Source organism: Allokutzneria sp. NRRL B-24872, from assembly GCF_002155965.1.
Classification (GTDB): Bacteria; Actinomycetota; Actinomycetes; order Mycobacteriales; family Pseudonocardiaceae; genus Allokutzneria.
The window spans coordinates 81296-93957 of the sequence record NZ_MUMH01000064.1 but is presented as its reverse complement, the minus strand read 5'-3'; the positions used below and the strand labels follow the sequence as shown (position 1 = coordinate 93957).

Genomic DNA, 12662 nt, shown 5'->3' with positions numbered 1-12662 from the left:
TGTCCCCTCTTCGGCGTGACACCACAAGAGTCGCTGGTCGGAGGGGGTCAGCGGATCGGCTGTGCGGCCAGAGCGCGCTCGCCATCCGGCCGAGGGGGAAAAACCCCGACGGGGGCTCGGGCCGACCCCCGAAGTCGGCCCGAACCCCCGTCAGGGTTGACGCACGCCGAGGGCCTACTCCTCGGCGTACGCGCGGGCGGTCACCTTGCGCAGGACCGGCCCGCAGGCGGCCGCGGCGAGCAGGGCAACGACCAGGCCCAGCACCGCCGGGGTCACCAGCCACGGACTCAGCACGAGATCGCCCTTGGCCAGGGTCAACAACCCGGCGCCGATGAAGGCTCCCGCGACGCTCGCGCCGACGGTTGCCACGAGCGCTGGCAGCATCGCCTCCCGGCGCAGGGCCTTGACCAGCACGTTCGTCGGTGTTCCTGCCGCGATCAGCGCGCCGAACGTGCGCCTGCGGTCCACGACGGAGCCTGCGGCGGCCACCCCGGCGCTCACCCCGCCGAGGATGGTGGCGATCGCGAGGCCGATCACGGTCACCCGGCGCAGGTCCCCGAGCAGGGTGTCGCCGTGCGAGTCGTAGGCCCCGTTGCTGTAGATCGACGCGCCGACCGCGTTGCGCAGGACGGCCGTGCGGGCGACCGCCTCGTTCTGCGGCGTGGTCACCACGGCGATGGAGCTGATCGAGAGCTTGTTCTGGGGCACGAGCGCCGGGTCGACGAAGATCGTCGAGCGGCCTCGGCCGTTCGACTGGTACTCGCGGACCGGCACCTGAGCGGGCAGGGCGATGTCGGCGGGCTCTGCGCCTCGCGAACCGAAGCCGCGGAAGACGAGCTCGCCCGGGGCGATGCGCGTGCCCCTCGGCACGTAGATCGCGGGGCCCTGCTGACAGGTGGAGATGTCGACCGGGCGGATCTTCACGGCATCTGTGCAGCTCAGGACCATCGCGGACCGGAGCTGCTTGTCACCCTTGGCCCCGATGCTGCCCTCGCTGATCGCCATCACGGGGGCGGTGACGCCGTTCTTCGCGATGTCCGAACGCACAGCAGCGACCTGTTTGGCCTGCGCGCCGTAGCTCTCGGCGACGATCACGCCGTCCCGCCAGGTGCCGTCGCTGAAGCCGATCCTGCCCTCCAGTCCGGGGAACATGGTCAGCGCGAGGGAGCCCGCGAACACCGCGACCACCACACCGGAGGACGCGCGGAATGCGGCCTTGGGGTCATCGCGCAGCCTGCGCCCGGCGAGCAGCGTCGCGGGGGAACGCCAGAACCCGGTGAAGAACCTGCCGACCCACGAGGTGACCAGTGGGCCGACCAGGACGAGGGCGATCGCCACGGCCGCGAGCCCGATCAGCACGTAGGTGGTGGTGCCGTCCCTGCCCTGGGCCATGCCGAGGCCCACGAAGAAGACCGCGCCCGCCCCGAAGATCAGCAGCAACCGGGCGATGCTCGGCGCGCGCTTGGTGTGCTGGTTGGCGGCACCGAGCGGCTGGTGGAGCACCCGGCGCAACCCGAACACGGCGGCGAGGCAGACCATCAGCGGGGCCAGGACCAGCACGGCGACCACGAGCAGCGGACTCGGTGTGAAGTCGGAGGGGAACCAGGTGCCGCCCTCCCACGGGATGCGCGCGGTGAGCGAGCGCAGCGGGATGCCGATGATCAGGCCGAGCACCGTGCCCGCGACCGCGGCGACCGCGGTCTCCGCGACGGTCATCCAGACGACCTGCTGCGGTGTCGCGCCCGCCAGCCGCAGCGCGGCCAGCCTGCGTTCCCGCCGCGCCGCCGTGAGCCGCGCGGCCGAGGCCACCAGCACCAGGCACGGCACGACCAGGATGATCAGGCCGACCTGGGAGAGCAGCAGCAGGAGCCCGTCCGGGTGGCCACCGTGCTCGGGGCGGGCGAGATCGGCGCGCGCTTGGGCTCCGGAGGGCATCTCGTCCGGGGCGTGGCCGACGATCGCGACCAGCTCGTCCGGATGGGTCAGCGCCTCGTCGCCGACCGCGCCGACGACCTTGCCGGGGAAGCGCTCGGCCAACTCGGCGGGCGGGCGTTTCGCGGCGAGATCTGCCAAGGCCGGGGAGAGGAAGACCTCGCCGGGGCCGGGGATGCGCGGGATGCCGGGTGCCACGGGCACGCCGGGCTTGAGCGTGGCGACGTCGAAGCGGTGCACGCGCTCGCCGTCGACGTCGTCGTAGGTGTTGACGATGAGCAGCGGCTGGTTAGCGGGCTGCTCGGGACCGCCCACGCTGTACTGGGAACGCCAGCTCTCGCGGTCGGCTCGGTTCTGGATCGCGCCGGGCATGGCGGCCAGCCACACCACGAGCGCGACGCCGACCGCGACGCCGAGCATGGTGAAGAGGGCGGACGCGCGGCTGCGGGAATCGGCCCGCAGCACGCGCACGGCCAGTTGCAGAGGGTTCACGCGGCGGCTCGCAGCGCGATCCGGCCGTCGGTGATCTCGACGACGCGCTGGGCGCGGGCGGCGACGTTGGGGTCGTGGGTGACGATGACGACCGCCGCTCCGGTCGCGCGCGCGGCGTGCAGCAGCGCGGTCACCGTCTCCTCGCCGGTGCGCGAGTCCAGCGCTCCGGTCGGCTCGTCGGCGAAGATCACCCTGGGCCGGTGGGCGAGCGCCCTGGCGATGGCGACCCGCTGCGCCTGCCCGCCGGAGAGCTCGCCGGGGCGCCGGTGCTCCATCCCGCCGAGGCCGAGCTTGATCAGCCACTCCTGGGCGGTGCCCATCGCCTGCTTCTTGGAACCGCCCGCGAGCAACAGCGGCAGCGCGACGTTCTCCTCGGCGGTCAGCTCGGCGACGAGCATGCCGGTCTGGAAGACGAAGCCGAACGCGCTGCGGCGGAGCTTGCTGCGCTCCCCCTCGCCGAGGCGGGTGATGGGGCGGCCCGCGACCAGGACGTCCCCTCCGTCGGCGGGCAGGATTCCGGCCAGCACGTGCAGCAACGTGGACTTGCCCGAACCGGACGGGCCGACGATGGCGACGACCTCGCCGACGCCGACGGCGATGTCCACCCCGGCCAGCGCGTGGGTCTGCCCGTAGCGCTTGACCAGGCCCTGCCCGACGAGAATGGGCTGGCGATCGGCAAGTGGGTTCAGACCCATCGGTTCTGTCACCGTCTCCTCCAAGCTGTGAACGACTGGGACAACCCTGCTTTCCGGCGAGGTCCCGCCACTTCGGCCAGCGGGCCGGGCCGTCACCCGATCGGTCGGCCGAATGGCCGAGGGCGGTCATGGCCGCGTGGCCGACCCGCTCCCGGTCACGGGGGTCGTAGCCTGCTGTCTCGTGGACAACTCCCTGGCGAGCTGGCAGTCACTCATGCGCAGGCAGTGGCCGATCGCGCTCGCGCTCGGCGTGCTGCTGTTCGCGGAGCTGGTGTCCACAGGGCTCAACCGGGACCTGCTCGCGCTCCCGCCCGCGATGTTGCTGTCCGCGGTCGCGGTGATCTCGCCGCGCAGGCCGATCGACGCAGCGTTCATCGGCGCGGCGATGCTCGTCGGGACCTCGCTCGGCTACTCCCTCACCGGGACCCAGACCTTCGCCGTCTTCAGCCCGGTGTCCCCGTCGGAGACCGCGGCGACGATGGTGCTGATCGCGATGGTCGTCCGCTCCTCGCCGGGGCGGTGGGCGACCACCGCCGTGGTGGCGATCTGGTTCTCCGGGCTCATCGCAGCGCTGTTCAGGCCGCACAACCTCCGGGGCGGCTGGCTGCTGAACAACTTCGACAACGCGTTCCCGACCTTCATGCTGTTCGCGCTCGCGGTCGGAACGGGGCTGTACTTCCGGGCGCGGGAGAAGGACCGGCAGCGCACCGTCACCCACGCGGTGACCTCCGCGCAGCAGCAGGAGCGCATCGCGCTGGCCCGCGAGCTGCACGACGTCGTCGCGCACCACGTCACCGGAATCGTCGTGCAGGCCCAGGCCGCGATGATCGTCGCAGAGAAAGATCCCCTTGCCGCACAACGGATTCTTCCCAGTGTCGCGCGCAGCGGCAGCGATGCGCTGACCGCGATGCGGCGGCTGGTCGGCACGCTGCGCGACGCTGACGCGCGGATCGGCGTCGACGCCGCCGAGTCCGCGACCGCCGACCTCGCGGCCGACGTGCGCAAGGTGGTCGAGGAGGCGCGGGAGATCGGACCGCCGATCGAGCTGCGCATCGACCTGCGCGCGGAGGTGCCCGCCGAGGTCGCGCGCTCCGTGCTGCGGCTGGTGCAGGAGGCGCTGACCAACGCGCACAAGCACGCGCTGAACGCCTCGGTGATCAAGATCGACGTCATCAGCGAACCGGGCAGGACGCGCGTGGTCATCGCCGACGACGGGCAGGGCTCGGCCCATGACCCGATCGGCGGCTCCGGCGGCTACGGTCTGGTCGGAATGCGGGAACGCGTCGAGCTGCTCGGCGGTCGCTTCTCGGCCGGCCGGGGGTGGAAGGGCGGTTGGGAGGTCTTCGCCGAGCTGCCGGTTGGGGAGGCCAAGCAATGACGATCCGGGTGCTCATCGCCGACGACCAGGACATGGTGCGCATCGGCTTCCGGATGATCCTGGAGAACGAGGACGACATCGAGGTCGTCGCCGACGTCCGGGACGGCATCTCCGCGGTGAGCAAGGCCCGCGAGCTGCGGCCCGACGTCTGCCTCATGGACATCCGCATGCCCGGCCTCGACGGCCTGGAGGTCACCAGGCAGCTGTGCGGCCCCGGCGTCACCGACCCGATCAAGGTCGTCGTCGTGACCACCTTCGACCTCGACGAGTACGTGCACACCGCGCTGGCCAACGGCGCCAGCGGCTTCCTGTTGAAGGACGCCGGGCCCGCGCTGCTCGTGGAGGCCGTTCGGGCGGCCGAGCGCGGGGACGCGTTGATCTCGCCGCAGATCACCGTGCGGATGCTGGAGCACTTCAACAAGCCCGCGGTGAGCGTGGCCGACAAGCCGCACGAGGCGTTGACCGAGCGCGAGCTGGACGTTGTGCGCGCGGTCGCTCGGGGGCTGACCAACACCGAGATCGGCGCCGAGCTGTTCTTGTCGCTGTCCACCGTGAAGACGCACCTCGCTTCCGTGCAGTCCAAGCTCGGCGCTCGCAACCGCGTGGAGATCGCTTCGTGGGCGTGGCGCTCCGGCCTGATGACCTGATTCGTTCGCTCACCTGATCGTTTCGCCTGATCAACGGCTCGTTTGGTGCGTTGAGCGCACTGAACGGGTCGTTTGGTGCGTTCAAGTACCCGAAAGGGCCGTTCGGGGAGTTGAGGTACCTCAACGGGCCGTTCAGGGAGTCCACGTACCTGAAGGGGTCATTCGGGGAGTCCACGTACCTCAATGAGTCATTCAGGCCCTCCAACGCACTGAACGGGTCATTCGGGGCGTTGAGCGCGCCAACGGTCACTGGGGACTGGCGCGCGCACTGAACGGGCCGTTCGGGTTCCTCAACACACTGAACGGGTCGTTTGGTGCCCCCAACGCCCTGAACGGGTCGTTTGGTGCGTTGAGCGCACTGAAGGGGTCGTTCAGGGCTTACGGGGCGCGCGGGCGGGGGCGGCGGGTGTGGAACCAATGCGGCATTGGTTACGTCTGGCGAAACGAATGCCGCATTGGGTACGTACGGGCGCGGGCGGGGTGAGAGGGGTTCCGCCCAGGGAGTCGGGTTTTGGGGTTGTTGAAGGGCCGTGCGTGCAAGAGTTGGAGATTAGGGGGTCCCCGTCTGGGAGGGGACCTCTGTTTGTGTGTGGGTTTCGCGTGTGGAGGGAAGGCGTATGGAACCGGCTACGACGGTCCGGTTGCTCGGCGCGGGAGCGTTCGGGTTGCTCGTCGGGTGGTTCGTCTGCGTCCTGAACCGGCGCCGCTCCGCTGATGTGCGCCTGAGCCTGATCGGGGGTGGGGCGGTGCTGGCGTTGTTCCTGACAGGCACGGATCTGTTCGGCGCGCACGGGATCGGGCTGTTCGCGGGGTGCCTGGTGGTGCTCGTGCTCCTGGTGGGGCGCTCGGAGAACTTCACGATCGACCGCCTCGTCGACGAGCGGTTGCCGAACGGGGCGGACCGGGGTGCGATGGGCGCCCGGCAACACGACGGCCCGCGCCGCTGACGGAGGCGGATGATGCTCGACCGGCTCAGCTTCGATGTCGCGGTGCGCGGCCCGAAACCGCTCAAGGCGGCGGACCGCGAGGTCAACGTGATCCTGACGGTCTCGGCGCACCCGCTGCCGAGGACGGCGGAAGTGATCGTCTTCGACCGGTCCGACCGGGCGGCGTTCGCGGCGGTGAAGGCGCACGTGCTCAGCGCGATCGACGCGATCGCGGACGGGGTGGAGTTCGCGGTGGTCGCGGGCTCGACGACGGTGCCGGACGGGGCGCGCCTGGTGGTGGCCGACCAGCGGACGCGCGCGGCGGCGAAGGCTGCGGTGGGCGAGCTGGGGCCGCGAGGCGGAGCGCGGTTCGCGGACTGGTTGGGTCGAGCTGCCGTGCTGCTGACCGAGCACACCGGGCCGCACCCGCGCGCGATGTTGATCACGGCGGGGACCAGGCAGGACTTCGCGGAGGCGGCGGCGCCGTACGCGGATCGCTTCCTGTGCAACTACGTGGGCCCGGACAGCTCCACCGAGGGCATCGAGGACGGCGTCCACCTGCGGCTGGAGCTGCCGAAGCACGCGCGTCTGCGTTTCCTGCGGCAGATCTCGCCCCGGCAGGTCGATCTCACCGACGAGGCGGGTCCGCTGGGGTTCAACACGGGCACGTGGGGCGCGGAGGCGCGCGAGTACCAGTTGAGCGTGGAGATCCCGGCGACGCCGATCGTGTCGCAGTTCCTGGCGGCCCGCGCGACCCTCGTCCGACGAGATGACAGCGGGCAGCCGGTCCGGCTCGCGCACGCCAATGTCATTGCGCAGATGGAGATTCCACCGCCGGTGTTCGACGCGCCGGACCAGGCCGACGAGCACACCGGACCGAGCGCTTCCACGAACTTCGTGAACACGGGACTCGCGGAGGCGGAGGCACCGCTGGAGCCGTTGGCGCCGGACACGACACTGCGGCCCGCTTGGGGCTACTGGTTCTGGCTCGACATCGGATCGCTGGTCAGTGCTTCCATCGAGGCGAGGCCGATGTCGTTGCCGCCGTACCCGCCGGTGAACTCGCAGCTGACCGTTGTGCTGTACGGGTTTCCCGGGGAGTTCGCGATCGATCCGGCATCGGCGACCGGAGTGCTGGAGATGACAGCGGACGGCTCGGCGCGGGTGCTCCGCCAACCGTCCATTGTGGATAATCCGACGCGGTTGTTCTTCCCCGTGCGCACTCCGCGCGAGCCGCGCCCACTGCGCTTGCGCTGCAACATCTACTGGCAGCAGGAGCTGATCCAGTCGCGGCTGATCACCGCGAGCCCGGGCGAGCTGAAGTCCACTGTGGACTTTCGCATCGCTGATCCGGACGACGTGCCGCTGCGGTACACACCGCACCAGTACAGCGCGAGCCTGCTGCTCGACGACGACGGCAGGGGAACGCACGCGCTGCGGGTGTTCGCCAAGCAGGGCGCGGACGTGCTGCGGGCGGAGGCGAGCATCCCCGGGCAGCGGCTGACGAGCGCGATCCGGATGGCCAGGGGCGCGCTGAGCCGGGTGGCGTGGGGCAACGAACACCCGTGGCGCGAGGAGTTCACCTACCGCTACGCGATCCCGCCGAGCGTGGAGCAGGTCAGCAACGACCTGATCACCTTGGCGGTCACCGGCTATCGGCTCTACCACGTGCTGGTCAGGTCGTTGGGACGCTCGGTGAACGAGAACTCTTGCGACATGGCCGACCGCGTCGGCAGCGCGCTCGGTGCCCCTGGCTTCGTGCAGATCGCATTGAAGGAAGGCGCTCAGCACGTCATCCCCGCGGCGATGATCTACGACCTGCCGCTGGACGGCAACGCGCGGAACTTGGCCCTGTGCCAGGACTTCCTGGACTGGGCGACCCGCAACGAGATCCCTCGGAGTCCATGCCTGCAACGCCGGTGCCGCCAAGCGCTGAGGCCGAACCCGACCGTCGTGTGCCCCGGCGGGTTCTGGGGCTTCCGCCACGCGCTCGGGCTGCCCGCGTCGCTCGGGACGGCGCCCATGGTGCCGCCGCTGCTCCCCCACGACGGCGGAGCGCGGCTCGTCGGCGGGGTCTACGAGGACTTCGCCTCGGCGGCCGCGCACCGCGATACGCTGCGAAACCTCTTGCCGTGGAAGGACTACCGGCTCGGCGAAGATCGGGAGAGCACGCTCGCGGGGCTCAAGGGCGATCCGCAGATCGTCTACTTCTACTGCCACGGCGGCGCGAGCGGCGAGGTCCCGTACCTTCATGTCGGCAGGCGAGGCGGACCGACGATCACTCCGGACAACCTCGCCGAGCATCGACTCCGGTGGTCGTGGAGCCGACCGCTGGTGTTCCTGAACGGATGCCGGACAACGGGCCTGGAGCCGGAGCGGGCGATCGACTTCGTGAGCTTCTTCGTCGAGGACGCCTTCGCGTGCGGGGTGATCGGCACCGAGATCACGGTCTTCGAGCAGATGGCCGACCAGTTCGCCGAGGAGGTCCTGCGTGGCTTCCTCGTGCACGGCGAGCCCATCGGCGCGGCAGTCACCCGCGCGCGGATCTCCTTGCTGGCGAACGGAAATCCGTTGGGGCTCGCCTACATCCCGTTCGTCTCGCCAACGGTCACGATGGCGCCTCTGCGAGTTCCTTGAGACGCACCAGGGTCTTCTCGATGTTGACCCGGTTGTGGCTCTCCCGGTCGACGACGCCGGTGCCGACGGGGGCGATCACCGCGCGGAAGAGGCGGTTGCGCAGATCGCGGGTGCTCTCGGTGACGCGGCAGCCGAACTCGCTCGCCTCGATGTCGTAGCGCCACTCCGCGACGAGCGCGCCGAAGCTCCGCACGTGGTAGGCGAAGCAGCGCCCGGGCTCGGCGCGGACGACCTCGGCCGTGGTCCACCAGCGGAAGAGCCCGTTGCGGTTCCCCGCGCGGAACCTCGCGCCGACACCGCGCGCTGCGGTCAGCCACCGCGCGTCCGTCGACTCCACCACGAAACGGCTCTGCCGCGCCACGTCGCTGACCAGGCCGTACACGGCTTCCGGCGACGCGCTGATGTCGACGCTGAGTTCCATGCGCCGCACGATCCTCTTCCGCGCGGGCGTTGTCGAGAGGTCAGCGCGGAGTCGTGGTGAGCGTGGTCTGTGCGCCAGCGGCAGCGGTGATCTTGACGGTGAGGGTTCGCGTCGCCGCGTCGTAGGTGAACGGGGTGTTCGCACCTGCGATCGCGACGGCCTGCGGAGCGGCTGCGACATCGCGGATGTTCACGGTCCACGCACGATTCGGCACGGCTCCGGGGAAAGTACCGACGCGAGGCATGATGGTGAGCGTCCCGGAGCCCGCGCGCTCGGTGTAGCGGATCTCGGTCCGGCCGAATTCCCCGTTGCGGTAAGCGTTTCCGTCACCGGCGTCCTCGTAGAGCGAGAACGTGCCGATACCGCCGGAGGCGACGTCGAGGGTCACCTGGTCCAACGGCCGCTGCCCGGAGTGGTCGACGTAGTCCGTGCGCGTGGGCAGAATTCCGCCGCCGCGCAGGAAAACCGGCATCGTGGACAGATCGGTGCTGACCTCCTGCACGGACGGGCCGGTGTAGCGCTTGCCCGTGAAGTAGTCGACCCAGCTGCCCGGCGGGAACCAGACCTTCGTCTTCACATCGGTCATGCCGGGCGAAGCCACGGGCGCGACCAGCACGTCGTCGCCGTAGAGGTACTGGCGGTCGAAGCGGTAGGCGTCCTCGTGCTCGGGGTAGTTGAGGTACATGCCCCGCGTCATCGGCAGGCCCGTGTCGTGGGCCTGCCGAGCGAGCGAATACGTGTACGGGACAAGGGCTTCGCGGAGCTGGAGGAACTTCGTCGCGGACGCGCGCGCCTGGTCGGCGTAGTCCCACGGCAGGCGGACGCCGTGGTTGGAGTGCAGGCGCAGCAACGGTTGGAAGGTGCCGAACTGCACCCACCGCGCGTACAGGTCCTCGGGGAGCTTGTTGCCGTTCTCCGGGTAGTTGTGCGCGCCGATGTCGTGCGACTCGTAGGGCATGCCGATGTTGCCGCGTCGAATCGTGTAGTACGAGGCGAAGGACAGCAGCTCCCACGTGGAGGTCGTGTCCATCGAAGTGTCCACTGTGTACCGGTGCTCGGCCCACGGCCCCGCCGGGTATGCCGGGGTGAGCGCGTACCCGCCGAAGCCGCTTCCGCTGCGGTTCCAGGAGAAACCGCGCTTGCCCTGGTCGTCCGCGCGCTTGGCGTACTGCGCGTTGAGCACGCTGTCCGGGGAGATGCCGTCGCCGCGCGCCATGCTGCCGTCGCAGCAGCTGTCCGGCCACCACACGTCGACGCCCTGCTCCTCGAACTTCCGGTGCAGGTTGAAGTACGCGGCGGACTCGGCGGGGTTGCTGAGGTCGAAGACCCGGCACTCCTCGGTCAGGTTGCAGAGCCCGACGCGCAGGTCCCGGCCCAGCTCGGCGCGGACCTCGGCGTAGCGCGGGTCGCTGGTGGCGATGCTGGGGTGGATGTTGAGCGAGACGCGGATGCCCTCGCGGTGCGCCCAGTCGAAGAAACCCTTGGGGTCCGGGAAGTACTTCGGGTCCCAGTCCCACCCGTTCCACTTGTTCGGCGCCTTGAAGTCGGTGTCCACCACGAGCGCGTCGAGCGGGACCTTGTTGGCGCGGAAGCCCGGCACGATCTGGTCGCGGTAGTCGGCGTCGGAGTGCGCGTAGTAGCGCGAGTACCAGTTGCCGAAAGTCCAGCGGGGCAACAACATCGACGGCCCGGTGAGGTCGCGGAAGTCGCGGAGACCCTGCCGGTAGTCGTGGCCGTAGCCGAAGAAGTAGCCGTCCTGGTAGTCGGTGGTCCGCTTGGCGCGCGCGACGACCGAGCCGTTGGGCTGCACGATGCCGGTCTCGGTGTCGTTGAGCAGGTACCAGCCGTCGCGGCTGATCATGCCTTCGTAGAGGGCGCGCGGGCCGTCGGCCTCGTCGAGACTGCGCCGCCAGCCACCCAGGTTCGCGGCTGTGTGCGCGGGATCGGCCGGGATCGGATAGGCGGCGTCCAGCGGGGTGAGAGCGACGCTGTCGATGTCCACCCCGCAGCGCCCGACCTCGACGCACTTCACCGACATGACCGGGGCGCCTGCCGGGAGGTCGACAGCGACCTTGGCGACGGCACGGGTTTCCCAGCTGCCAGTGGGTTCGAGGGTGATCGGAACGGTGACGTCGCCCGCCGTCACCGTCATGGTCTGCGGCTCACCGCCGGGCACCGCGTTGGCATAGCGGACCTGCACGGAGTGCTTGCCAGCAGGGACTTTCTTGGCCGTCCAGCCGATCGTGGAGTTGCGGCGGGTCAGCCCGGCGACGTAACCGCGACCGGTGAAGCCGGGGTGCTCGTCGGCGATGATCGCGCCGTTGACGTTGCGCTGCGTCTCGGCCTCGCAGAGCGCGCCGTAGTCGCACGAGCCGACCAGCTCCCACGCCGGGCGCGCGGTCACCGGCATCGGCCCGGCCATCAGGTCCACGCGCAGGTTGTCCTGGTTGAACGGCCCGGAATTCAGCCGGTACTGCAGGGTCAGCTTGCCCGTGCGAATGATGAGCAGGCCGTTTTCCTGGGTCTTGGTGAAGGCGACGCGGGGCAGCTGGCGATTGACCGCGTTGAATGTGGGGCGGTCCTCGAAACGGCGATCACCGGCGTATTCCATCCGGATCAACGTCGGTGTCAACACCTCGAAGCGAGCTGATCCGCTGACCACCGACGCGCCACCGGACTCGGCGACAACGGGTGCGGCGGAACCGAGCACGACCGCCATCACCATCGCGATGGCCAAAGGGGTTCTGCGCACCTTCATCGCCCGCTCCCCGCATATTCCGCTGATTCTGCACAAGCGTAAGCCTGATCACTGTTCGCCCGCTGTCCGCCGATGGGCTGTTAGCCGGGCGGGGGCTCGTGGGTACCCGGTCGGGCATGAGAGTTCTCCCGCTGGGCATCGCCGTGGTCGCAGCCGTCGCCGGACTCGCGCTCGCCGGAGCGCCTGGCTCGCTGCTCGACCCCGACGACCGCGCCCTCGCCAAGACCCTGCTCATCGCGGGCACCGTCCTGTTCCTCTGCGGTGGGATCGCGCTGACCAGGTTGCTCGCCGCCGACATCGACCGCCGGTTCGACCAGCGCGGGCTCCAGGCGGCCGGGTCCATCGTCAAGATCGTGGTGACCGTCGTCGGATACGTGCTGGTCGCGCTGACCGCGCTCGGGCTGATGGCGGTTCCGGTGCAGCAGCTGCTGCTGGGCGGAGCGATCACCGGCGTGGTGGTCGGCATCGCCGCGCAGCAGACCCTGGCCAACGTCTTCGCCGGGCTGGTCGTGCTCTTCGTGCGGCCGTTCAAGGTCGGCGACACCATCGAGGTGCGCTCCGGAGCGCTGAACGGTCCGTTCGTCGGACGGGTCATCGCGCTCGGGCTGACCTACGTGACGCTGTCCACCGAGGACGGCACCCTGCTGCTGCCGAACTCCGGAGTGCTGGCCTCGGGTTTGACGGTCAACCTGCCTTCCTCCGCCGCCGTGTGACTCCTGCATTCGCATGACGCCTCTGGCCAGCGGGCGCGGAAACCCGGACAGTTAGTGGGAAAA

9 protein-coding genes are annotated in these 12662 nt (G+C 70.0%); 5 read left to right on the top strand and 4 right to left on the bottom strand.

The window, feature by feature from the left end; genetic code table 11:
* Positions 1-174: 174 nt before the first annotated feature.
* Positions 175-2424, bottom strand: coding sequence for an FtsX-like permease family protein (locus CCN37_RS17630; RefSeq protein WP_086821882.1), 2250 nt, complete (start codon positions 2422-2424; stop codon positions 175-177).
* Entirely contained in the window at positions 2421-3119 is a 699-nt protein-coding gene (locus tag CCN37_RS17625) for an ABC transporter ATP-binding protein (protein ID WP_086821880.1), read from the bottom strand. The genes CCN37_RS17630 and CCN37_RS17625 overlap by 4 nt, the downstream gene beginning before the upstream one ends.
* Positions 3120-3300: 181 nt before the next feature.
* Here CCN37_RS17625 and CCN37_RS17620 point away from each other — a divergent pair, with 181 nt between their 5' ends.
* The 4 genes from CCN37_RS17620 (at position 3301) to CCN37_RS17605 (ending at position 8707) form a co-directional block, all read left to right on the top strand.
* Positions 3301-4497 carry a sensor histidine kinase gene (locus CCN37_RS17620; protein WP_086821878.1) on the top strand — a complete coding sequence of 399 codons (1197 nt, stop codon included), beginning with the start codon at positions 3301-3303 and terminating at the stop codon, positions 4495-4497.
* Positions 4494-5144 carry a response regulator transcription factor gene (locus tag CCN37_RS17615; RefSeq protein WP_086821876.1) on the top strand — a complete coding sequence of 217 codons (651 nt, stop codon included), beginning with the start codon at positions 4494-4496 and terminating at the stop codon, positions 5142-5144. Before CCN37_RS17620 ends, CCN37_RS17615 begins: the two co-directional genes overlap by 4 nt.
* A 617-nt stretch (positions 5145-5761) precedes the next feature.
* Positions 5762-6091, top strand: coding sequence for a hypothetical protein (locus CCN37_RS17610; RefSeq protein ID WP_086821874.1), 330 nt, complete (start codon positions 5762-5764; stop codon positions 6089-6091).
* A 9-nt stretch (positions 6092-6100) separates the two neighbouring features.
* Complete coding sequence (locus tag CCN37_RS17605) at positions 6101-8707, top strand: hypothetical protein (protein WP_086821871.1); 2607 nt, start codon at positions 6101-6103, stop codon at positions 8705-8707.
* Here the strand turns inward: CCN37_RS17605 and CCN37_RS17600 are convergent.
* Together CCN37_RS17600 and CCN37_RS17595 are read right to left on the bottom strand one after the other, a co-directional pair.
* A complete protein-coding gene (locus CCN37_RS17600) occupies positions 8679-9128 on the bottom strand; it encodes an SRPBCC family protein (RefSeq protein WP_168200714.1) in 450 nt (149 codons plus the stop codon). The genes CCN37_RS17605 and CCN37_RS17600 overlap by 29 nt on opposite strands.
* A 40-nt stretch (positions 9129-9168) precedes the next feature.
* Positions 9169-11886: a TIM-barrel domain-containing protein gene (locus CCN37_RS17595; protein WP_210408088.1), complete on the bottom strand. Its 2718-nt coding sequence runs from the start codon at positions 11884-11886 to the stop codon at positions 9169-9171.
* Between the two features lie 116 nt (positions 11887-12002).
* On the opposite strand from CCN37_RS17595, the gene CCN37_RS17590 reads away from it, so the two are divergent.
* A complete protein-coding gene (locus CCN37_RS17590) occupies positions 12003-12599 on the top strand; it encodes a mechanosensitive ion channel family protein (protein WP_086821867.1) in 597 nt (198 codons plus the stop codon).
* Positions 12600-12662: the final 63 nt, after the last annotated feature.

What these genes read in the sequence shown, in the direction of transcription:
- CCN37_RS17625 (WP_086821880.1), bottom strand. Translation starts at nt 3,119, where the DNA reads ATGGGTCTGAACCCACTTGCCGATCGCCAGCCCATTCTCGTCGGGCAG.
- CCN37_RS17615 (WP_086821876.1), top strand. Translation starts at nt 4,494, where the DNA reads ATGACGATCCGGGTGCTCATCGCCGACGACCAGGACATGGTGCGCATC.
- CCN37_RS17610 (WP_086821874.1), top strand. Translation starts at nt 5,762, where the DNA reads ATGGAACCGGCTACGACGGTCCGGTTGCTCGGCGCGGGAGCGTTCGGG.
- CCN37_RS17605 (WP_086821871.1), top strand. Translation starts at nt 6,101, where the DNA reads ATGATGCTCGACCGGCTCAGCTTCGATGTCGCGGTGCGCGGCCCGAAA.
- CCN37_RS17600 (WP_168200714.1), bottom strand. Translation starts at nt 9,128, where the DNA reads ATGGAACTCAGCGTCGACATCAGCGCGTCGCCGGAAGCCGTGTACGGC.
- CCN37_RS17595 (WP_210408088.1), bottom strand. Translation starts at nt 11,886, where the DNA reads ATGAAGGTGCGCAGAACCCCTTTGGCCATCGCGATGGTGATGGCGGTC.
- CCN37_RS17590 (WP_086821867.1), top strand. Translation starts at nt 12,003, where the DNA reads ATGAGAGTTCTCCCGCTGGGCATCGCCGTGGTCGCAGCCGTCGCCGGA.